Origin of the sequence: uncultured Clostridium sp. (genome assembly GCF_934754925.1) — a bacterium.
Classification (GTDB): Bacteria; Bacillota; Clostridia; order Clostridiales; family Clostridiaceae; genus Clostridium.
Map to the genome: position 1 here is coordinate 1 of NZ_CAKVJA010000043.1, position 22,920 is coordinate 22,920.

Annotated in this window: 17 protein-coding genes and 1 other annotated feature; all 17 genes read right to left on the minus strand. The window is 27.3% G+C overall.

Annotation, left to right across the window (positions count from 1 at the left end; all coding sequences use genetic code 11):
- Window positions 1-129: 129 nt before the first annotated feature.
- A complete protein-coding gene (locus Q0G30_RS11645) occupies window positions 130-990 on the minus strand; it encodes a Cof-type HAD-IIB family hydrolase (protein ID WP_294390137.1) in 861 nt (286 codons plus the stop codon).
- A gap of 155 nt (window positions 991-1,145) precedes the next feature.
- The gene (locus tag Q0G30_RS11650; RefSeq protein WP_294390140.1) at window positions 1,146-2,585 is read right to left on the minus strand and encodes a 6-phospho-beta-glucosidase; all 1,440 of its coding nucleotides are present in this window, start codon (window positions 2,583-2,585) and stop codon (window positions 1,146-1,148) included.
- Between the two features lie 112 nt (window positions 2,586-2,697).
- Window positions 2,698-4,566: a beta-glucoside-specific PTS transporter subunit IIABC gene (locus Q0G30_RS11655; protein WP_294390145.1), complete on the minus strand. Its 1,869-nt coding sequence runs from the start codon at window positions 4,564-4,566 to the stop codon at window positions 2,698-2,700.
- Between the two features lie 378 nt (window positions 4,567-4,944).
- The gene (gene licT / locus Q0G30_RS11660; RefSeq protein WP_148321146.1) at window positions 4,945-5,781 is read right to left on the minus strand and encodes a BglG family transcription antiterminator LicT; all 837 of its coding nucleotides are present in this window, start codon (window positions 5,779-5,781) and stop codon (window positions 4,945-4,947) included.
- Between the two features lie 254 nt (window positions 5,782-6,035).
- On the minus strand, window positions 6,036-6,680 hold the full coding sequence (locus Q0G30_RS11665) for a DUF6198 family protein (protein WP_294390151.1): 645 nt from the start codon (window positions 6,678-6,680) through the stop codon (window positions 6,036-6,038).
- Window positions 6,681-6,826: 146 nt separating this feature from the next.
- Window positions 6,827-7,537 (minus strand): hypothetical protein, encoded by a 711-nt coding sequence (locus Q0G30_RS11670; RefSeq protein WP_294390154.1) that lies wholly within the window; start codon window positions 7,535-7,537, stop codon window positions 6,827-6,829.
- Between the two features lie 236 nt (window positions 7,538-7,773).
- On the minus strand, window positions 7,774-10,254 hold the full coding sequence (locus tag Q0G30_RS11675; RefSeq protein WP_294390155.1) for an SBBP repeat-containing protein: 2,481 nt from the start codon (window positions 10,252-10,254) through the stop codon (window positions 7,774-7,776).
- 152 nt (window positions 10,255-10,406) lie between these two features.
- Window positions 10,407-10,868 (minus strand): hypothetical protein, encoded by a 462-nt coding sequence (locus tag Q0G30_RS11680; RefSeq protein ID WP_294390158.1) that lies wholly within the window; start codon window positions 10,866-10,868, stop codon window positions 10,407-10,409.
- A gap of 257 nt (window positions 10,869-11,125) precedes the next feature.
- On the minus strand, window positions 11,126-13,030 hold the full coding sequence (gene thrS / locus Q0G30_RS11685) for a threonine--tRNA ligase (protein WP_294390161.1): 1,905 nt from the start codon (window positions 13,028-13,030) through the stop codon (window positions 11,126-11,128).
- Window positions 13,031-13,086: 56 nt separating this feature from the next.
- Window positions 13,087-13,314, minus strand: a binding site (T-box leader).
- A 78-nt stretch (window positions 13,315-13,392) separates the two neighbouring features.
- Entirely contained in the window at window positions 13,393-14,523 is a 1,131-nt protein-coding gene (locus Q0G30_RS11690) for a deaminase domain-containing protein (RefSeq protein WP_294390164.1), read from the minus strand.
- A gap of 135 nt (window positions 14,524-14,658) precedes the next feature.
- On the minus strand, window positions 14,659-14,787 hold the full coding sequence (locus Q0G30_RS11695) for a hypothetical protein (protein WP_279324965.1): 129 nt from the start codon (window positions 14,785-14,787) through the stop codon (window positions 14,659-14,661).
- Between the two features lie 191 nt (window positions 14,788-14,978).
- Window positions 14,979-16,802: a 1,4-alpha-glucan branching protein GlgB gene (gene glgB / locus Q0G30_RS11700; RefSeq protein ID WP_294134129.1), complete on the minus strand. Its 1,824-nt coding sequence runs from the start codon at window positions 16,800-16,802 to the stop codon at window positions 14,979-14,981.
- A gap of 178 nt (window positions 16,803-16,980) precedes the next feature.
- Entirely contained in the window at window positions 16,981-18,462 is a 1,482-nt protein-coding gene (locus Q0G30_RS11705; RefSeq protein WP_294134123.1) for a sucrose-6-phosphate hydrolase, read from the minus strand.
- A 91-nt stretch (window positions 18,463-18,553) separates the two neighbouring features.
- The gene (locus Q0G30_RS11710; protein WP_294134121.1) at window positions 18,554-20,011 is read right to left on the minus strand and encodes a sucrose-specific PTS transporter subunit IIBC; all 1,458 of its coding nucleotides are present in this window, start codon (window positions 20,009-20,011) and stop codon (window positions 18,554-18,556) included.
- 231 nt (window positions 20,012-20,242) lie between these two features.
- Window positions 20,243-21,223, minus strand: a complete 981-nt coding sequence (locus Q0G30_RS11715) for a LacI family DNA-binding transcriptional regulator (protein WP_294390165.1) — start codon at window positions 21,221-21,223, stop codon at window positions 20,243-20,245.
- Window positions 21,224-21,310: 87 nt separating this feature from the next.
- The gene (locus tag Q0G30_RS11720; RefSeq protein WP_294390168.1) at window positions 21,311-21,808 is read right to left on the minus strand and encodes a DUF1836 domain-containing protein; all 498 of its coding nucleotides are present in this window, start codon (window positions 21,806-21,808) and stop codon (window positions 21,311-21,313) included.
- A gap of 17 nt (window positions 21,809-21,825) precedes the next feature.
- Window positions 21,826-22,677: a DegV family protein gene (locus tag Q0G30_RS11725; protein WP_294390171.1), complete on the minus strand. Its 852-nt coding sequence runs from the start codon at window positions 22,675-22,677 to the stop codon at window positions 21,826-21,828.
- Window positions 22,678-22,920 lie beyond the last annotated feature (243 nt).

Sequence of the window (22,920 nt, forward strand, 5' to 3'; positions counted from 1 at the left end):
AATTATTATATAGCATCTTTTTTTTTCTGTAAATAACTTTTATGTAATTTTTTATAATTTTTTTTATTTTTTATAAAAATAAAAAATAACTAGTCTGCTTTTATTTTTCAACTAGTTATTGTTATTGTTCTATATTTCTAAAGACTTATAAATTGCTTTAGCTACTCCATCATTATTGTTACTATCAGTAACATATTTCGCTATTTCCTTAATCTCAGGAATTGCATTTTCCATAGCATAAGAATTTTCAAATTCAGTAAACATTGAATAATCATTAAAGCTGTCGCCAAGAACTATTACTTCACTCTTATCTATTCCCATTTTTTTAATTGTCTTAGCTAATATTAATCCTTTTTGGGCCTCAATATCACTTATTTCAATATCATTAGAGAAAGTTGATGCTACTGCTAAATCACTTGTGCTTTTCTTTAATTTTTCTTTTAAATTTGCTATTAATTTCTCATCATTATCAAAAGTAACTATTTTTAATACCTCTACATTACTTTCTAAAATTTCATAAACATCATCTATATATTTCATTCCTCTTTCAGTATGGAACTTTTCAACGAATTCTATTACTTCTTCTTCATTCATCTTAGGGTTAAACAATTTAAATCTATCAATAATAGCTTTTTTATCACTTTCTTTATTAGTTACATAAGATCCCTTATTAGTCATTAATTGAATACATAATCCAGCATCATTTAATATATCAAATACTATTTTTACGCTATCTTTATTCATATAAACACTTTCAATAACATTTCCATTTACGTCTCTGTACTCTGCTCCATTACTTAAAATACATTCGCATTTTAAATTACATTCTTCTAAATATGACTTAACAGCACCATAATCTCTTCCTGTTACAATTGTAAAGTGTCTTCCCATTTCTTGAGCTTTTCTTATAGCCTTTAAGTTTTCTTCAGATATCATATGATCATCATTTAGTAAAGTCCCATCCATATCACTTGCAATTAATTTTATCATATCTTATTCTCCTACTCCTTATCTTTAATGTTATTTTATACTATTTATTATACCAAACTTTATTATATAAAATATAAATAATAAAGTTAAATTTATAAGTGGTATAAAAAACGGACTACATATTATAAATAAAATGTAGTCCATTTCCCTAATTATTAAAGTTCTTCACCATTAGTTGCTATAACTTTTTTATACCAATAGAAACTCTTCTTTTTACTTCTATTTAAAGTACCATTTCCTTCATTATCTTTATCTACATAAATGAAACCATATCTTTTCTTCATTTCTCCTGTTGATGCAGATACTAAATCAATACATCCCCATGGAGTATATCCTATTAAATCAACTCCATCAGCAATTGCTTCTTTCATCGCTTTAACATGTTCACTTAAATATTCTATTCTATAATCATCATTAATAGTTCCATCTTCTTCTGGAGTATCTACAGCACCAAGTCCATTTTCAACTATGAATAATGGCTTTTGATATCTATCATATAACTGATTTGCTGTTATTCTTAATCCAAGTGGATCTATTTGCCATCCCCATTCAGATACCTTTAAATATGGATTTCTTACAGTTTTAAATACATTTCCTGCTGTTTTTCCATTAACTACTTCTGGATTAACACTTGCACATCTACTTGAATAATAGCTAAATCCAATGAAATCTACAGTATTATTCTTTAATATTTCTTCATCTTTCTCACCAAATACAATTTCAATTCCATTTTCTCTTAGGAATCTCTTTGCATAACCTGGATATTCTCCTCTTGATTGAACATCTATAAAGAATAAATTTTCTCTTTCTTTATCCATAGCTTTTTGTACATCTTCAGGATTACAACTATAAGCATAAGTTACTCCTGCTGCAAGCATACATCCAACCATAGAATCTGGAATTATTTCATGAGCCATTTTAGTAGCTAAAGCACTTGCTATAAGTTCATGATGAGCTGATTGATATTTAATTTGAAGCTCATTATCTCCCTCATCAAATCTAACTCCAGCTCCCATAAATGGAAGATGTAATATCATATTAATTTCATTAAATGTCATCCAATACTTAACTTTATTTTTGTATCTTGTAAATATAGCCTTACAATAGTTTAAATAAAAATCTACAAACTTACGATTTTTCCATCCACCAAACTTTTCAATAATTCCAATTGGAGTATCAAAGTGACATATTGTAACTACTGGTTCTATTCCATGTTTAATCATTTCATCAAACATTTCATCATAAAACTTCAATCCTTCCTCATTTGGAGTTTCTTCATCTCCATTTGGGAATATTCTTGACCATGCAATTGAAATTCTTAGACATTTAAATCCCATTTCAGCAAATAAAGCTATGTCTTCTCTAAATCTATGATAAAAATCTATAGATTCATGTGATGGATAATACTCTCCCTCAACAGGTTTTAATATATCAATTTTACCTTCCATAACTTTTCTTCTATTTTCACCAGCTGGACAAAGATCAACAGTTGTTAATCCCTTTCCACCTTCTTTATATCCACCTTCACATTGGTTTGCAGCTAAAGCCCCTCCCCATAAAAAGTTTTCTGGAAATTTATTAAAATTATTATTCATAACAATACCTCCACACTTAATTAATAATTAAAAATTAAGAGCTAAGAGTTTATATTAATAATTTCTCACACTTAAGCATCTCTTGGCTCTTATCTTTTTATATTTTTATCTACTATAAAATAGTGATTATATCCTCTCCTGCATTAACTGATTTAATTTCTTTTGGTACTATTTCTAAATAATCCATAGTATTTGTGATAATAACAGGTGTAACTAATTCATAACCTTCTTTTTTAATAGCATCCATATCAAATTCAACTAAAGTATCTCCAACCTTAACCTTATCTCCATCTTTAACATGTGCAGTAAAGTGTTTACCATCTAATTGAACTGTATCCATACCAATGTGAATTAAAATTTCTGCTCCATCTTCTGATTTTAATCCAATTGCATGTTTAGTTTTAAATATCATTTGAACTGTACCATTTATTGGTGAAACTACTTTTCCTTCTGTAGGATTTATAGCAATACCTTTTCCCATCATTTCTGATGCAAATGTTTCATCTTTGACTTCTGTTAAAGGAACTACTTCTCCCTTTAATGGACTTGAAATAGTTATCTTATTCATTAATGGTGCTTTATCTACTGCAACTTCTTCTAAATTTTCATCTTCTATAGCTTCTACTTTATCCTTATATAATATTAAACCAGCAACGAATGCTACTACTACACTTATTACAGCCCCTATACATGCATATACAAAATTCATCATAGATTCTCCACCAATATAACTTGGTAAAGTTAAAAATCCTGGTGATCCCCCTGAATAATTAGAAACTCTAAATAATCCTAGGAATAATCCACCTGCTGCCCCACCAATCATTGATGCATATAATGGAGTTTTAAATCTTAAATTAACACCATATAAAGCTGGCTCTGTAATACCACAAACTGCTGTAATACCTGCTGAAGATGCTAATTGTTTAATTTCTTTGTTTTTGCTCTTTATTGCTACTGCTAAAGCTGCTCCACCTTGAGATACATTTGAAGCTAACATACCCGGATATATTATAGTGTCATATCCCATAGTCATACGATTATTTATTCCAATTGGTATAAGTCCATAATGTGTACCTGTCATAACTAATAATGGAGTTAATCCACCTAATAAAGTAGGTACTAACCAGCTAGCATAAGATTCTAAAGTTTTTATTCCTAATCCAACTTTATCACTTACTATATATCCAATAGGTCCAATTACAACTAAAATTACTATTCCTGAAACAACTGCTGTAATTAATGGTTTTGTGAAGAATTTAATAGCCTTCGGTGATATCTTATCTGCAATTGGTTCAACATATGACATGAACCAAACACCAAGTATTATTGGTAAAACACTTGAACTATATGAAGCTAAAGTAATTGGTAATCCAAAAATGGCTAGTGATTCACCAGTTTCCTTAGCTGTATTAACCATTGTTACAAATGTTGGATGAAGCAATATTCCTCCAAGCATCATAGCTAAATATGGATTACATTTAAATTTCTTAGCTGCTGAGTTTGCTAAAAATATTGGTAAGAAATAAAATGCTGCATCTGCCATAAAGTTAAATATTTGATAACTTTGAGAATCAGTAGAAATTAATTTAAAAGCCGTTAATAATGCAAGTACAGCTTTCATCATACCTGCTGCTGTAATGGCTGGTAATATTGGAGTAAATATACCTGTAATAGTATCTATAACCTTTGCCACAGTCTTACGGTCATCTACCTCTTTAGATTCGCTATTACCTTCAATATTAGCAATTTTCATTATTTCTTTGTAAACATGATTTACATCATTACCTATAATAACTTGATATTGTCCACCTTTGTCTACGACACCCATAACTCCTTTAGTTTTCTTTATTGTTTCTGTATTAGCCTTTGATACATCTTTAAGATTAAATCTTAATCTTGTTGCGCAGTGTGTTAAATTTGATACATTTTCTTGTCCGCCGACATTTTTTAATATTTCTTTTGCTAAATTTTCATAATTCATAGCTTAATTCCTCGCTTTCAATATTTTAATTTTTTCAAATTTAAAATTTTGAAGAATTAAGGTTTTGCCTAGCCTAACCTAGTAACAATCCTATGAAACTTCTAAGGTTATATTAATTTTCCTGCTAATCACCTCCTTAAATTAATTATCAGTTATATATAAAAAACCTAAATTAATTCTTAAAATTTAAGCTAATTTATTTTAATATAAACTTATTTTTCTTAAAATTCAGTTCACATTTAAAACACTAAACTTTTATGTTTATTAATTAAAATAAACATTAATAAAGTTTTTAGCTTAACTTTAATTATTAATTTAGGTTTTGCCTGATCGAATCAGTTACAATCCTAACGGAAATTATTAAAGTAGTATTTAGTTTTAACAATTTTCATGTACTACTCTAGCTGTATGTATTATTAAATATAACATTTCTTCTTTTGTTAACTGGGTATTATATTTTTGTTTTACAAACCCTTCAATTCTCTTTGTACACTCATAAGATTTTGGATACTTAAGTTTAATCATATCAAATAAATCATTGTCATTATCTTCATAATATCTTCCACTAGATAATCTTTGAGTGAAGAATTTTAAATGTGTTACAAATCGATAGTAATTAATTGAATCTTCATCAAACTCAATATTAAAATGATATTTTACCATCTTTAATATTTCCTCAATTAATTTAATCATATCCACTATTTCTGGCATTTCTTGATCAAGCTCACCATTTAAAATATGCATTGCTATTGATGCTGCCTCATCTTCCGGTAACTCAACATTTAAATTTTCTTTAATTACTCTTAATGCATGGATTCCAACATCAAATTCATCTTTATGCAGTCTTTTAATATCCCAAAGCATTGCATTTTTTATTTCTAGATTCTTTTCAGCTCTGCTAATTGCAAAACTAATATGATCTGTAAGAGTTAGATAAATATTTTCATTTAACTTTGTACTTAATTTATTTTCTGCATATTTTATTATATCTTCTGCAATTTCTAAATACTTTGCTGGAATATCATTTACTAATGTAAGCAGTTTTTCATTTATACTTTTATTTTCTAAGACGAATATTTTTTCTATTTTACTCTCATCAATCTCATCGCCCTTTTTCTTTTGAAAGGCTAAACCCCTTCCCATAACAACTGCTTCTTCACCGTTTTCACTTATAATTGTCACAACATTGTTATTTAACACTTTATTTATGATCATATCAGTATAATCCCCTCATTTTATATTTTCTAATTAAGATACATATCTTAACTAAAATTATACAAAAAAACCTAAATCAATATCAAATAATGAATATAATTATTCCTAGATAAAATAATTAATATCCATATATTTGGTATCAATTTAGGTTTTGCCTGCTTACCCAGTAACAATCCCAAAATGGATTCCACTTATTAACTTGTCTTAATTTTATCAACTAATGTAAACATTGTCAATATATTTTTATTTAATTTTTATACAGCTTCAATAAAGCATATATATTCAATTTTATGCTTTAAGCTCTTATTTATATAAGCTACTATTCTTCCAACTAATAATGCAGACAAAATAGTTCCTATTCCTAATCCATCTAATCCTTTACCATTAAACAATAAAATACTACCAGATAAAATCACTATAACACAATCAAAATAAATTTTTGCTTTTCCAAAATCTATTCTTGCTTTTTTACTAATTGCTTGAGATAAACCATCTGGTGCCACTGGCACAATATCTGCTGTAATAGTAAATACTATCCCCAATGATGTAATAAAGAAACTTAATATACAAATAAAAATTCTAATATAAAAGCTATCTACATTTATATTAATAATTAAATTAAAAAAATTCATAATTTGTCCAAATAATATAGCAAATACTATTTGAAGTAACTGAATCATTTTAAAATCTCTTTTTAATAATATTATTTGCATTCCTACATAAATAGTAAATAAAATAGCTGCTGCTGTTCCTAAACTAATACTACTAACCTTACTTATACTTAATGGTAATGAACTTACAGGTGATGCTCCTAAATTTGATTTTATTGCTAAGACTCCACCTAATGCTAATAAAAATATTCCACAAATATAAATAATTATTCTATTTATACTTTTCATCTATCTCTCCTTAATTTACAATTAATTAATACTGTAATATTATAAATTTTAATATAGATATGATCATAAAAAAGTAATAGATAGTATGAATTAATTATTTATCATACTATCTATTTATTATCACTTATTCTTAAAATTGTCAATTTTTAAGCTATCACTGCAGCTTCATCATCTTCCTTACCATTAACAATAAAATCAACAATCTTTTTACCATATGGTAAACATAATTGAATAAATGGTCCTATTGCTAACATGGAAATTATAGTACCGATTCCGATTTTTCCACCTAAAATAAATCCAACTACTAAGAATGTAGCATCTAGAGCAATTCTAATCCAACGATATTGGAACTTTAATTTATCTTGAATTATAAATGGAACTATATCATTTGGTGCAACTCCAATATCAGTTGATGACATTATTGAAAATCCAACTGCAATTACAAAACATCCTGCTAATACTAATATCATTTTTATAAATATATTAGCTGACTCTACAGGAAAATATGAAACTGCTTTTACTCCTAAATCTATTATTGGACCAACACCAATAACACAAATTAATGTACCTATTTTTATTTTTTTCATATCAACTATAAGTATTCCAATAAATAACATTACCAATATTATCATATTTGCTACACCAGGAGTAACTTCAGCACTTCCTGAAATCATCTGAACTATTGATAACTCCCTTAATCCCGTTTTATTTAAAACAGTTGCTAACCCTTGTGTAAAAACAGTAAATGGATCTGATCCAATGCTTGTCTTTAAGAATAAGGCTACTCCAAATTGGATTATACTCATTCCTATAAAAAATAATACTAATCGTTTAATTAAATTAATTGCTTTATTCAAATTTTTCACCCTTTACTACTACTTTTTTGCTTCGACTTAATACTACATCTAGTATAACATTTACATTAATTTAAAATCACCTTTTTATTTTATCTAAAAACAGTTATTTTGTCAAGATTTTATCAATGTGATAAATACTTGTATATTTTCAAATAAATTATATTAATTATACCCCTAAAGTATTATTTACTTTACTTTAGGGGTCATATTTAAATTAAGTATTTATATATTTTACCTTAATATATTCCACTTTTATATCCATATGAATTATCAAAAGTATCTATAATTAAGTTATCTGATAACACTTCATCTTTTATTGAAACTCTAACTGTTATATTTGCTGAAAGTTTTTCATTGGGTCTAATTTTATCAATTTTCCAAATCAGTTCACTTCCAACTTGGTGTATTGAACCACTTGAAACTCTAATCCCTTTAATTATTAGTCCTTTTTGTAAGTCATCTATAACTACAACATTTTTGGCAACATCAGGTCCATTATTTATTATATTTATTGTATACTCTGTCTTTTCTCCAACCTCAACAAAAGCTCTGTAGTTATCTTTTTCTGCTACTAAATTATATATTCGTGTGCTTATTTTATTTAAAAATATGTTATCACTATCATTCATACTTTTGTTACTGTTAATACCATTTCTTATTGTAGAGTTAGAATATCCAATAACATATGCATTTAAATCCGCATCTACATCCATTGCTAATGCAAAGTCATATCCATTATCTCCAAAACAAGCACTATTTAATAGGGCTAATTTACCCTCCTTACTTATATCCATTTTAAGTAAAAAAGAATAAAACTCTTCATTTAAAAGAACATATTTATAATTACAATTATCTACAAGTAGATTTTTGGAACTTGTAAATCCTATTATATAAATATAATTATTGCTATCAATTTTTATATCTGAACATACATCAATACCATTTCCACTTAAGTAAGTTCCATATATTAAACTTTTTCTTCCATGCATTTTTGTATCTAATTTTACTAAAAATCCATTTTCCCTACTATTTAATATTTCAGTTTGAAATGACTTTTCAGTTATTGGAAATTCTTCACTTGAGGTTGTTACACCTGTTATATATGCACATTCATTATAATCAACTGCTACTGAATATCCTATATCATTACCATTTCCACTTAAATAACTCGAATATAAAATCCCTTCTTCTCCACCTTTATTTACATCAAACTTAACTAAAAAAGTATTGTTTAAATCATTATAATTATTCTTTTCATATCCACTATCTGTTGTTGGAAAATCATTTGATTTAGTGACTCCAGTTATATAAACATAATTATTACAATCTATAGCTACAGAATAAAAACTATCACTTATAGTACCGCCAAAATATGTTCCATATACTAAGGACTCTTTTCTCTTCATTCTTGTATCTAATTTAAGTAAAAATCCACACTTATTATTTTCATTTTTAAAAGTTTTATATGCACCTTCTGTTATTGGAAAACCTTCATTAGATGTTGTATCCCCTACAATATATACATTTTTATTTTTATCTAATGCAATTGAATATATATAATCACTACCATTACCACCTAAGTATGTTCCATATACTAAACTAGTTATTCCAATCTCCCTTGTATCTATCTTTACTAAAAATCCTGTTGTTTCACCACCTGGATAGCTTGATAAATATGATTTTTCTGTGGTTGGAAATCCAGAGATAGAATTTGTAGTTCCCGCAACATAAACGCCTCCACTATAATCTACTGCTACAGAAACTCCTTCATCAACTCCATTTCCACCAAGATATGCTCCATATTCTAAAATTGCTTGACCACTTTTTTTTGTATTTATTTTTACTATATAAGCACTATAATCATTTCCCGAGTAAATAGTATTATATAATCTTTTCTCAGGAAATCTTTGAATATTTGTAACACCAGTAATATAAATGCAATTATTATTATCTACAGCAATAGAATTTCCTCTATCAGTTACTTTAGTTAACTTAAAAGCTTCAAACAAAAACTGCATCCTTATTTTTAACACTTCACCTAAATCGTAATTTAATATATTAAATTTAACCTTAAAATTATCTTCTATTTCAAAATTACACTCTATTTTATTCTCATTCTCTTCTTGAACTGCCTCTAATTTTAATATCTTTAATGATTTATCATCAAATCTAATTATTAAGTTTCCATCTTCATCTATTTTTATATTATCTGCGCATTCAAAATTTAACTTTATACACTCTATATTCTTATTAGGTTGCACAATAAATTCTAAGTTCATATCAGTTTGTTTTCCGTAATATAATAAATCTATTCCAGGATAAATTTCTTTATATAATAACTTTTCGTATATTGGTATACAATTTTTCCAAGTTGATTTATTATCTCCTTTAAAATAATTTATCTTACAGTTAAATTCATTCTTCCCTATTATTTGAGGGATTTTATTAGAATCTTCAAAGTTAATTCTTAATACATTTACCTTATATTCACTTAAATTATTTAATGCTGAGTTTACTATTGAACTACTATCTATATTTTCTAATTCCCCAATTTTTTCATTACTTCTAAATGCTAAAACTAATTCTGTATCTGTAAAAAATGTTGTACATTCATTTTTATTCAAAACAAATTGTACTTCTTCATGATGTTGACCTATATTTCTTTCAAAAATTAATGGTAATCTACTTAAAACCTTTGATACTTTTAACTTTTCCAACTCTATCATCCCTTTAATAGTATTTTTAATATATATTAAAGTATGTTTATATTAATAGAATTATCACTATATTGAATATAATAATAAGAGAAGCCTAACTTTAAGTTATACTTCTCTTATTTCTTCTTATTTGCTATAAAAATATATCTGTTTTAACATTCACAACTATTATTTTCTTTATGAACACATTTAACATATTTTTGAAAGGCCTTATCTAACTTATTCTCTAAGCATTGAACATTTTCAAGTTTTTTTATTGCACTATTTAGATCATTTAATGCTTCTAATAATTCCTTTGTAATTTCTTTTAATATCCTTTCTACATCTTTATTTAAGTTTTTACATTCACAACTCTCAGCATTACAATCATAACAATCCCCATTTTTATATAACCATTCTTTTATTTCTACATAGCTTTCTAAAGTACATTGTTGATCTTTTAGTGTACATTTTAAGTTGCAAAATGCCTCAACTATTTCCTCCAAGTTTTCATCTAAATCATCACTAACATCTTCATTATTTACTAAAAAATCTTTTACTAGATTATGAAGATCCTTTAGGCCCCCATAACAAAGTGGACTAACATTATTAGAATTACTATTTGTACATCCCATACTTTTTTCCTCCGTATAATAATACTATTGCTATATAAGCTATTCTTAATATATACTATGAAACTAAGTTGATGTTCGTTACTTAATATTTCTTATAATATAACACCACTTCAACAGAGTAAAACTTGCCTTTATATCAATTTATATCTTTGTAATAATTCTTCAATAACTGTACCTTGGATTTCCTTATTAAATTTTAGATAAATATAAAAAGAAAAGAGTATACTAGTTATAAAAACTAGATACTCTCTTCTTATTTAACTTCTATTTTTTATTTCATCAAGAATTCTATCACTAAATTTACTTAAATCTACAATTCCTTCATCACCATTATCTCTACTTCTTAATGAGATAGTTTTATCATTTTTCTCTTTCTCACCTACTACAATAATATAAGGAACTCTTTCATTTCTAGCTTCTCTTATCTTATATCCTATTTTTTCAGTACGTAAGTCAACTTCAACTCTTACTCCTTTAGATTCTAGACTTTCTTTAACTTCATCAGCATAATCAACAAATTTATCAGAAATAGGTAAAATCTTAACTTGAACTGGTGCAAGCCATGTTGGGAACTTGCCTGCAAAATGTTCAATTAATATTCCAATAAATCTTTCAATACTTCCAAAAATAACTCTATGAATAACTATTGGTCTATGCTTTTCACCATCACTTCCAATATAATCTAATTCAAATCTTTGTGGTAATTGAAAATCTAATTGAATAGTTCCACATTGCCATGTCCTTCCTAAACTATCTTCAAGATGAAAATCTATTTTGGGTCCATAAAATGCTCCATCACCTTCATTAATTTTATATGGTAGATTCATTTCCTCAAGAGCAGCCTTTAGTGAATCCTCTGCCATATTCCAATCCTCATCACTTCCCATTGAATTTTCTGGCCTTGTAGATAGTTCAACACCATATTTAAATCCAAACTTTGAATAAACTATATCAATTAAGGAAACGACACCCTTGATTTCTGATTTTATTTGATTTGGCAACATAAATATATGAGCATCATCTTGAGTAAATGCCCTTACTCTCATAAGACCATGTAGAGCCCCTGAAAGTTCATGCCTATGAACTCTTCCAAGCTCCCCAACTCTCATTGGAAAGTCTCTATAAGAATGTGTTTCTGTTTTATAAATAATCATTCCGCCTGGACAATTCATAGGTTTTAATGCAAATTCTTCATCATCAATCATTGAAGTATACATATTTTCTTTATAATGATCCCAATGACCTGAAGTTTCCCATAATTTTTTATTTAACATTATGGGTGTTTCAACCTCAACATATCCAGCCTTCTGATGTAATTCTCTCCAATAATTAATTAAATTATTTTTTAGAATAACTCCTTTAGGTAAGAAAAATGGGAATCCTGGGCCCTCATCAACAAAAGTAAATAACTTTAATTCCTTACCTAATTTTCTATGATCTCTTTTTTTTGCTTCCTCTATATTATTTAAATAAGTCTTTAAAATTTCTTTATTAGCAAATGCTACTCCATAAATTCTTTGTAGCATTTTATTTTTTTCATTACCTCTCCAGTAAGCTCCTGCAACGCTAGTTAATTTAAAATCCTTTATTCCTTTAGTAGACAAAAGATGTGGTCCTCTACAAAGATCTATAAAATCCCCTTGCTTATAAAGAGAAATTGTTTCTCCCTCTGGAAGAGCTTTTATAAGTTCTACCTTATAAACTTCACCTCTTTCCTCCATTAATTTTAAAGCCTCTTCTCTACTTACTATCACTCTTTCTAATGAGATATCTTCTTTTATAATTTTGTTCATTTCTTCTTCTATTTTAACTAAATCCTCATTATTAAATGGTATTTCAATATCAAAATCATAATAAAAGCCATTTTCTACTGTTGGTCCTATAGCTAATTTTACATCTTTATAAAGTCTCTTTACAGCTTGAGCCATTACATGTGAGGTAGTGTGTCTCATAACCTCAATTCCCGCTTTATCCTCATAGGTTACTATATTCACCTCATCATTATCTTTAAGCTTATAATCTAAATCAACTAAGGTTCCATTAACTTCACCTACAACTGCAGATTTTCCAAGTTTTTTACTAATTAATTTAGCTAAATCTAATACACTTGAGTTTTCTTCAATTTCTATTATTGATCCATCTTTTAATTTTACATTAATCATTACACATCTACCTCCTTCGTAGTTATTTTTAATATAAAAAAAACATCCATCCCTAAGCTTGGGACGAATGCTATATCCGTGGTTCCACCCAAATTGAATTTAAAAATTCAATTCATCTTTAAAAGTATTATCGATCTTCACCGATGGTATTTCTCATTATCTTGATACTAAACCATAACTCCAGGGTAGTTTTCTTATAGGCATATTTAAAAGTGCTTTCAGCCCATGACACTTTTTCTCTAAAAACTGTATTCTATAATACTTTTCCCTTTCAACGTATACTAAATATTAATTACATTTACTATTATATGAAATTTTCATTAAAATAATATTAACATATTTATATTTATTTGTAAATATTTTTATTTTTCACCATATTCCTTATAATACATAATTTTTAATTTTATTTTAGGATATTTTTTAATAAACTGATTAATAACATAATAGCAACTAGGACATGGCTCCCACTTACTATATAGAATAAGCTCTCCTTCATCATGCAAACTTCCATTCTCTATAAGCTTATGTATCTTTTCAAGTATCTTCTTCTCACTATCATTAATTCTATTATATCCTATTCCTAACTTACCTAGTTTATTAACTTTACAGCTTTTAAAATACTCTTGTCCTTGTGGTATTAATGTACAACTATTTTCAATATCATTTTTTCCACTAACAGCTCTAAACTCTTTTCCATTATATATTACTATTGCCATATTTACAGAATCTTGAATTGCTGTACTTTGATTAATTTTATATGTACTATTACTATATTCTATAATATATTTATCTAAATTTTTAATTAGTCTCTTCATTCTAGGAATATAACTTTTTATATGTTGATAATATTCAACACTACCTTTTTCCGCCTTGATATAATCAAAACCTATATTCTTTGGTATATCAATAAATAAAGTTTTAGTTTGGCTTTTTTCATCATACTCTTCTTTTACATTTTTATTATTGAAAAGTATCATTCTTTTTAACAACTCAATATCTTTTGCATAAATATAATCTCTATTAATCTCATCTTCTAAAGATTCTAGTTTTACTTTTCCCTCTTCATTTATTTTCCTTGATACAGATTTTTTAGTTTCTTCTATTATCTTTAAAATATCATCTACATCATCTTGAGTAGTTAATATTCTTTCATATTCTACTCTATCTATAATTAATGTCTTAACTTCACTTATTTTTCTACATAATCTGTTATGTTCATCTTCAAAAATAATTTCACATTCTATGTAATCTATAAATTCCTTAACTCCCCTTACTTTATAAGTAATATTTCCTTTATCAAGAATTTTATATATTTCTTCATATATCTTATTGTTTATATTAAACTCATTAATAATTTCTTTTTTAAACTCTATTTCATTTAATAGCCCAACATTATAATCTTCCTTTTGTAGCATTTTGTTAAAATCTTTTATACTACTAATTTTAATTCTATCTTTTTTTATACTTTTTATTTTATTATTTCTTTCAATCATATTTACCTCTTTATCTTAGAGTTACTATTTTTTCATCTTAAATATTATAATCTAAATATTTAAGATTTTATATAAAAACATCCTTATTTTAAAAATACATAAAAGTTAATTAAAGGGCAAACTTTACAGTTGCCCTTAAAATATACTTAACACCTTAGATTCATCAATAAATACAATTATATTATCTTTGTTTTTTAATGCAATTATATCTGGAAAATCAAATACAATCTCTCCTTCTAAAACTCCAACTCCTGATATTATCACAGATACATTGAATCCCTTATATTTATTTTTTAACTTATTAAATGAACTCTTCTTTTTATTATTTTCTTTATCTATAACAATATCTTTAACTATTGGTTTATTCCCCTTATTCTCTTTTTTTTAATATATTGGTGATAAATTTCTGAATATATCAAAAGGTAAAATTAATTTTATCTCATAAAAATTATAATTTATTTTTCTACTAAATAATATCTTGCAGAAAAAGCTGGCATATCTATTGATATAGTATCTTCAAATTTTTCTTTACTTTCATCAATTTTATCTTTATATTTTTTATTAATTGCTCTAACTATATAAATAACCTCATTATTTTGTAAGTCATCACTATTACTATCAATAATTAATCTCATCTTTTTAATTGAATCAACTTTTAATTCATAATTCTTTTGATATTCATTAGAAAAATTAAAAATAGCTATAATTCTTTGCTCACTACAAATTCTTTCAAAAACATATATACATCTATCTTCTTGATGACAATCTATCCACTTAAATCCACTATGTTTATAATCATTTTCATATAATGCTGGATATTCTAAATATATATTATTTAATTTTTTCATAAACTTATAGAAATTGTTATGCATTGGATATTTTAAAATACTCCAATCTTGTTCCCTTTTCTCATCCCATTCTCTAAACTGAGCTATTTCATTTCCCATAAAATTAAGTTTTTTTCCGGGATGAGCATACATATACATATATAATGCTCTTACTTGCTTAAATTTATCTTCATACTCCCCATACATTTTTTGAATTATAGTTGCCTTTCCATGTACTACTTCATCATGTGATAATGGCATTAAAAAATTCTCACTATAAAAATACATCATAGAAAATGTTAACTTATGATAAGCTCTTTTTCTATCGTATGGATGCATTTTAAAATATTCTAAAGTATCATTCATCCATCCCATATCCCATTTAAAATCAAATCCTAAACCACCATTTTCTACTTTTTCTGTCACCTTAGGATATGATGTTGAATCTTCAGCTGCTAAAATTGCTGTTGGGTGCAACTCCTTTAGTCCCTTATTCATACCTTTAATAAATTCTATAGCTCCTTTATTTTCACCTCTATCAGAGTTTCCTTGCCAATAAATAATATTGCTTAATGCATCTACTCTTAAGCCATCAAAATGATATTCTTCAAGCCAGTAATTTGCTGCTGATTGTAAAAAACTTCTTACCTCTCCCCTTGAATGAATAAAATTTTTACTTCCCCATTGGCTCATTTCAATATCTTCATATGGATATTCATATAATGAAGTTCCATCATAATTAGCTAATGCAAATCCATCAATAGCAAAGTGTACTGGTACAAAATCCATTATTACTCCTATATTATTTTCATGACACTTATCTATAAAATACATTAAATCTGAAGCTGTGCCATATCTAGATGTTGGGCTAAAAAATCCTGTATTTTGATACCCCCAGGATTCATCACAGGGATGCTCACTTAATGGCATTATTTCAATATAGTTATATCCATTCTCTTTTACATGGGGAATTAACAACTCTGATATTTCTCTATATGTATACCAAGTATCATCGCTTTTTTTTCTCCATGATCCTAAATGTACTTCATAAATATTTAAGGGCTTATCTTTACAGTCACTTCTTCTTTTCATCCACTCATAATCATTAAATTTATATTCACTCAAATCTCTTATAATAGATGCTGTGTTTGGTCTAAGTTCCATACCAAACCCATATGGATCACAATGGTCTACACACCCACCATTTTTATTGTAAATTTTATATTTATATAACATTCCTGGTTTGGCATTTTCTACTGTACATTCAAAAAATTTATGATCATTTGTTCTCTTCATTTCTATTCCATTCCAATTATTAAATTCACCAATTAACTCTATTTTTAGAGCATTTGGAGCAAATGTTCTAAAAGTAACTTTATTTTCTGTTATATGAGCTCCTAAATATTTATAAGCATCAAAACATTCGCCTGAGTAAAATCCATACATATCCATAATATTATCCCCTTTAATTATAATGTAGTGATTTTATCACTTAAATATATTTTACATTATTTGTAAAATAAAAACTATAATAAGTTCTTATAAATTCTATTTATAATAAAAACTTATTATTTAAAACAAAAGATTGAGGGATATAAAATAAATCTTTATATCCCTCAGTCTTCCACTTTTAATTATTATAATTAATTGCCCATATGTTAATATCTATCTCTACATAATCATCTGCAAATATGCTAACTCCATTACTTTCATCTTTTGTAAATATTCTTGAAGTAAATACTTCCTCACCATCATTAACGAAAATTTCAATTGATGAAGTATCTACGAATATCTGAAGCTTTAAATTATTTCCATCATATCTACATTTTCTCTCTGTTCCATATTCTGTTGCAAATACTTCTCCTGATTTACTTCTATCTAATACTAACTTTTTATTCTCTATATCATAATAAAATACAGTTTCACTATCAATTCCTTTTCTTAATTTTATTCCTACATATCTACCAGTAATATTATTAAAGTTACAAATTAATTCATATACTTTTTCATTAAATCCATCTATATCTTTTTCTTCATTACTCAATATATATGCGCCCTGAATCTTTTCTCCTCTAAGAAGTTCTAATTCCTTTACTGGCTTTTGTATTAACTTCTCACCTTTTAACTCTAATTCTCTAGGTATAGTTAAGCAATGAGCCCATCCATTTTTATCAGTAGGGTAATCTATTTCTGGTAACCCCATCCACCCTATTAATATTTTTCTTCCTTCTTCATCTTCAGTAGTTTGAGGTGCATAAAAATCAAATCCTCTATCTAACTCATTAAACTCACCATGCTTAAATTCACCATTAGAAAAATCAATTTTATCACCTATTAAATAACCAGCTTGGAATATATTTTCATACTTATCACCTTCAGCTTCCAATCCCTGTGGTGAAAAAATTAATACACCCTTATTCTCAAATTTTAAATAATCTGGGCATTCCCACATAAAACCATTACCAAAGAAATCTGTTTTTAATTCACCTTTAAAGTTCCATTCTAATAAATTATCTGATTCATAATATACTATAGTTCCTAAATTTTCTTCTTTTTCAGCACCAATTAAACAATAATATTTATTATTATCTTTAAAAACTTTAGGGTCTCTAAAATTATCAGTATATCCTTGTGGTAATTCTTTTATTATAGCTTCATTGTTTTTAATTATTTCTCCATTACTATTCATTATTGCTAAACATTGATAAGGATGTCTTACCCATTGTTCATTTCTTGTATTTCCAGTATAAAATAAATATAATTTATTATTTTCAACTATACCACTTCCTGAAAATGCTCCATGACTTTCAAAATATTCCGTAGGTATTATTCCAACTCCACAGTCATTCCAATTAACTAAATCCTTTGATGAAACATGGTACCAATGCTTTATTCCATGCACAGGTCCTAATGGAAACCACTGATAAAATAAATGATATTCCCCATTATAATAAGAGAATCCATTAGGATCATTTAGTAACCCTGTAGTAGGTTGAATATGAAACTTTTGTCTATATGGACAACTATCTACTATCTTTTTTAATTCTGTAATTTCTTCATTTGATGCTTCTAATATTGTTCTATATCTTTCTTCCCTTGTCCACTCTTTCATATTATTTCTCCTTAATATATCTTTTATTATTTTTAAGTACAAAATAGAAGGTACTAGCATTATACTAATTCCTTCTATCTTATAACACATTTTATACAGCTATTTCTTGATTATTTGCTACTTGCTTTTTATTCATAAATCTAGCTATAACAATTGTAGATACAACAGCTACAACAATTGAAATTATCATAGCAATTACATAATTAACTATTGATGTAGGTCTAATTGATATAACTCCTGGTAAACCTGCTGCACCTGGAGATATTGCAAGTACCTTCGTAAGCATTACATAGCCTGATCCCATTGCTGAACCTATCATTGCTCCAAAGAATGGATAACGTAACTTTAAATTTACTCCAAATATTGCTGGCTCAGTTATCCCAAGTAAAGCTGAAATTCCTGATGCTGAAGCTATCCCCTTCATCTTTGCATCTTTTCTTAAAATTAAAATTACTGCTAATGCTGCAGCACCTTGTGCTACATTTGACATTGCTGCTACAGGGAATATAAATGATCCTCCTGTAGTTGCTATATCTGCTAATAATTGAGTTTCTATAGCTACAAAGCTGTGATGCATACCTGTTATAACTATTGGGGCATATAAGAATCCAAATATAGCTCCTCCTACTGGTCCTAACGTATTAATTAACCATAATAATCCAGTTGTTATTCCATCTCCAACCACTCTCATTATAGGCCCTATAACAACAAATGTTAATATTCCAGTAATAAATACTGTAAATAACGGTGTTAATAAGTTATTTAATACTGATGGTATTACTTTATGCAGTGCCTTCTCTACCTTAGCTAAAACAAACGCAGCTGCTAAAACTGGAAGTACTGTTCCTTGATATCCAACCTTAGCTATAGTTAATCCAAATATATTCCATACTGGCACAGTTCCTTCTACAACTGCTGCACCATAACTATATCCATTCAATAAATCTGAATGAATCATAAGTGCACCTATGCAAGCACCTAAATAAGGATTTCCTCCAAAGGCTTTTGCAGCTGAGAAACCTAAGAATATTGGTAAAAATGCAAATCCTGTATTAGCAAATGTATTTATTAACTCTGCTAAATCCTTAAACTGAGGATATGCTTCAACTATAGATTGTCCTTCAATGAATAAGCCCTGAGATGTTAATATATTATTAATTCCCATAAGTAATCCTGCTGCAACTAATATTGGTAGTATAGGAACAAAAACATCTGCTAGAGATTTTAATAGTCTTTGTAATGGATTTAGCTTTTTATCTGCTTCTTTTTTTAACTCTTCTTTACTGCCTTCTTTAATATTAGCTAATTTTATAAACTCTTTATAAACTTCGTCAACAACACCTGAACCTAAAATAATTTGAAATTGCCCTGATGTATTAAAGCTTCCCTTAACAGCTGGCATCGCTTCTATTTCTTTAACGTTTACTTTCTTATCATCATTAAGAACTAATCTTAAACGAGTTGCACAGTGCGCTGCACTAATTACATTTTCTTTTCCACCTATGTGGCTCAAAATGCTTTTACTTATCTCTTTATAATCTTTGCTCATTTTTATCTAACCCCCCGGTTATTTATATTCTCCTTTTTGAAACGTTTCATTTTTTATGTTTATTATATTAATACGTTTTCACGAATTCGTCAACATTTTTTTATAAAAAAATAGGATTTTACTTTTTTATAAGTTAAATTTCTTTTTTATAGAAATAGACTTTTATCTATCTCATGCTAACTAAATTTAAACTTCATTCATGTAAAATCCTAAAATATCATTTATTTTTTCTTATCTTCTTGTTGTATATCCTTCAACAAAAGTAACTGGTAAAATTATCTCTTTTTCAACTTTATTATTTTCTATAATGTTTACTAATGCCTTTACTGACTCCTCTGCAATAAGTTCTACTGGTTGTCTTATAGTTGATATTTTTATTATATCTTTAGCTGACGACTTACTTCCATCAAAACCAACTACTTGAACATCTTTAGGCACTTCTATGTTATATTCCTTTAGCTTATTTATAAAATCTACTGCTTGTTCATCAGTTACAGCAAAAACTCCTTGTATTTTTATATCTTTCTTAAAATTCTTCGCTATAAATTCATCTAATAATTCATTAAACTCTTCATCAGAACCCAAAAGTTCACATATGTCATAATCTATACTTTTTTCTTTACAATAACTAATAAATCCATCTTTTCTTTTTCTAGTAGCATTATTTATCTTAGAACCTCTCCCTATATATGCTATTCTTTCACATCCAAATTCAACAAGTTTTTCTGCAGCAAGCCTGCCTCCTTCGAAGTTATTACTACACACATATGTTATATCCTTAGAAAAATATCTATCTATACTTACAAAAGGAATTCTTTCAGAAACATACTCATCTATATCACTATATGTTATAGCTATTATACCATCCATTTTATTTTGCTTAGCCATAGATATATATTCTACTTCAGCCTTATTATCTTTATTAGAGTTACAAATAATCATCTTCATTCCGGCTTTTCTTAGATTCTTTTCTATATTATAAGCTAATTCACTGAAAAATGGATTCCATATTGTAGGTAAAATAACTGCAACAGTGTTAGTTCGGTTCATTTTGAATCCCCTAGCATAAATATTAGGTTCATAATTTAATTTCTTAATAGCTTCATCTACCTTAGCTTTTGTGCTTGGTTTAACCTGGATATTATTTATTACATTAGAAACTGTTCCTACTGATACCCCTGCTTCTTTTGCAACCTCCTTAATTGTTACCATTTATACTTCTCCTTAGATATCTACTAATCATAAATCTTAATCTATTTAATTATATACAATCACTAGAATTCTAACAACTTAATAATACTAATTAGATTTATTTTGTTTTAATTTATTCTTAATAAATACTTTATTTGCAACTGCCATAACAGTAGATCTTAATATTTCACTCTCATTAGTTGTAGTTCCTGTAGATGTAGGATATGAAAAATCCCTTGTAGAAAAGACAGCCTTTATAACTTGCTCTACTTCCTCACAAAAATAATCATATGCTAATTCTATAGGGCAACTTTCAATTTGAATATTAATAAGTTCACATATTTCTTGCAGACTAAACACTTGTTTTAATAAACAAACTACAATTAAGTATGCTAAATGTTTCTCATTATATTTTTTATCCTTTGGTGGTGAAACAATTTTTTGCCTAACATAATGATTAAGCATTGTTGGTGTTATTACTTTTTCATCACCTTCAATACCAATTTGCTCACCTAAATTTTCTAAATACGTAATCACTTGATCTTTATATAGAGGAACTCTTGGTAGTTCATTAAATCTTGGTATATGAAATTCTAAACTTTCCATTGATATCTCCCAATATTTTATTTTAATAACTCATGTTTTCTTATATATTGTATTGCTACACAACCTGGTCCACCTTGAGTTGTAAATACAGGACTTAATAAATTAATATCTATATCTGCATTTTCTATATCATTTAGTATAATATTTTTTGCTTCTTCTGCCAAATCCTCTTTATAAGCATGAGTGATATAAATTTTATAATTTGAATCTACTCCGCATTCTATCATTTCTTCCACTATTTTCTTTATAGCTTTTTTAAAGGTACGCTTAGTTGCAAATTTAACTAAAGACTGCTTGTCCTCTGATAATGTCATAACAGGTACTAATTTTATAGCACTTCCTATTTTACCTACAAGTGCTGAAACTCTTCCACCTCTAACTAGAAAATCAAAATCATGTGGTATTAAATATGATTTTGTATCTTCTAAAGCATTATTTATATTATCTACTATCTCTTGTTTTGTTTTTCCTTCCTTTACAAGCTCAACAGCTAAATTCACTAAATACCTATGTGGTCCGCATAATGTTTTTGAATTTATAACCTCTATACGCTCTGGATTTGCAGCCATTCCTTTTGCTATACAAGCTGAATTATATGTGCCTGATAATCCATCTGCCATCGAAATATTAATTATTTCATCATCTTTATATTGATCATATATTTCTAATACCTCACCTATTGAGGGTTGTGATGAAGATGGAATATGACCTTCATTTATTATATCTACAAATTCTTTTGTTTTTATATCTTCATATTCTTTATATGTGTGTCCATTAATTGTTACTGCAAGTGGTGCAATTATTATTCCATTCTCTATTCCCTCACTTTTTGAATAAAGTGACGATGAATCTGATACTATTCTAATCATAACTTCTCTCCTTTTTACTTAAAGTAATATTCTAAACCATCTTGATTGTCATTCTAAATTATGTAGTTTTAAAAACTATATGATTTAGATTATCACCCTAAACGAATTTTGTCAATAATATTCATCTATTATTCATACACTCTTCTCTATGAATTAATCGAGTAGGAGGAAAATAATTATTTTATTTTCCGTCCTCTCACACCACCGTGCGTACCGGTCTGGTACACGGCGGTTCTTTAAGTT

Bases quoted from the DNA above. Each gene is read 5' to 3' on its own strand.
- Q0G30_RS11680 (WP_294390158.1), bottom strand. From the start codon at position 10,868: ATGGGATGTACAAATAGTAATTCTAATAATGTTAGTCCACTTTGTTAT.
- Q0G30_RS11655 (WP_294390145.1), bottom strand. From the start codon at position 4,566: ATGAATTATGAAAATTTAGCAAAAGAAATATTAAAAAATGTCGGCGGA.
- Q0G30_RS11720 (WP_294390168.1), bottom strand. From the start codon at position 21,808: ATGGAAAGTTTAGAATTTCATATACCAAGATTTAATGAACTACCAAGA.
- Q0G30_RS11705 (WP_294134123.1), bottom strand. From the start codon at position 18,462: ATGAAAGAGTGGACAAGGGAAGAAAGATATAGAACAATATTAGAAGCA.
- glgB (WP_294134129.1), bottom strand. From the start codon at position 16,802: ATGGATATGTATGGATTTTACTCAGGCGAATGTTTTGATGCTTATAAA.
- Q0G30_RS11690 (WP_294390164.1), bottom strand. From the start codon at position 14,523: ATGATTGAAAGAAATAATAAAATAAAAAGTATAAAAAAAGATAGAATT.
- Q0G30_RS11665 (WP_294390151.1), bottom strand. From the start codon at position 6,680: ATGAAAAGTATAAATAGAATAATTATTTATATTTGTGGAATATTTTTA.
- licT (WP_148321146.1), bottom strand. From the start codon at position 5,781: ATGATCATAAATAAAGTGTTAAATAACAATGTTGTGACAATTATAAGT.
- Q0G30_RS11650 (WP_294390140.1), bottom strand. From the start codon at position 2,585: ATGAATAATAATTTTAATAAATTTCCAGAAAACTTTTTATGGGGAGGG.
- thrS (WP_294390161.1), bottom strand. From the start codon at position 13,030: ATGATTAATGTAAAATTAAAAGATGGATCAATAATAGAAATTGAAGAA.
- Q0G30_RS11715 (WP_294390165.1), bottom strand. From the start codon at position 21,223: ATGGTAACAATTAAGGAGGTTGCAAAAGAAGCAGGGGTATCAGTAGGA.
- Q0G30_RS11645 (WP_294390137.1), bottom strand. From the start codon at position 990: ATGATAAAATTAATTGCAAGTGATATGGATGGGACTTTACTAAATGAT.
- Q0G30_RS11710 (WP_294134121.1), bottom strand. From the start codon at position 20,011: ATGAGCAAAGATTATAAAGAGATAAGTAAAAGCATTTTGAGCCACATA.
- Q0G30_RS11725 (WP_294390171.1), bottom strand. From the start codon at position 22,677: ATGATTAGAATAGTATCAGATTCATCGTCACTTTATTCAAAAAGTGAG.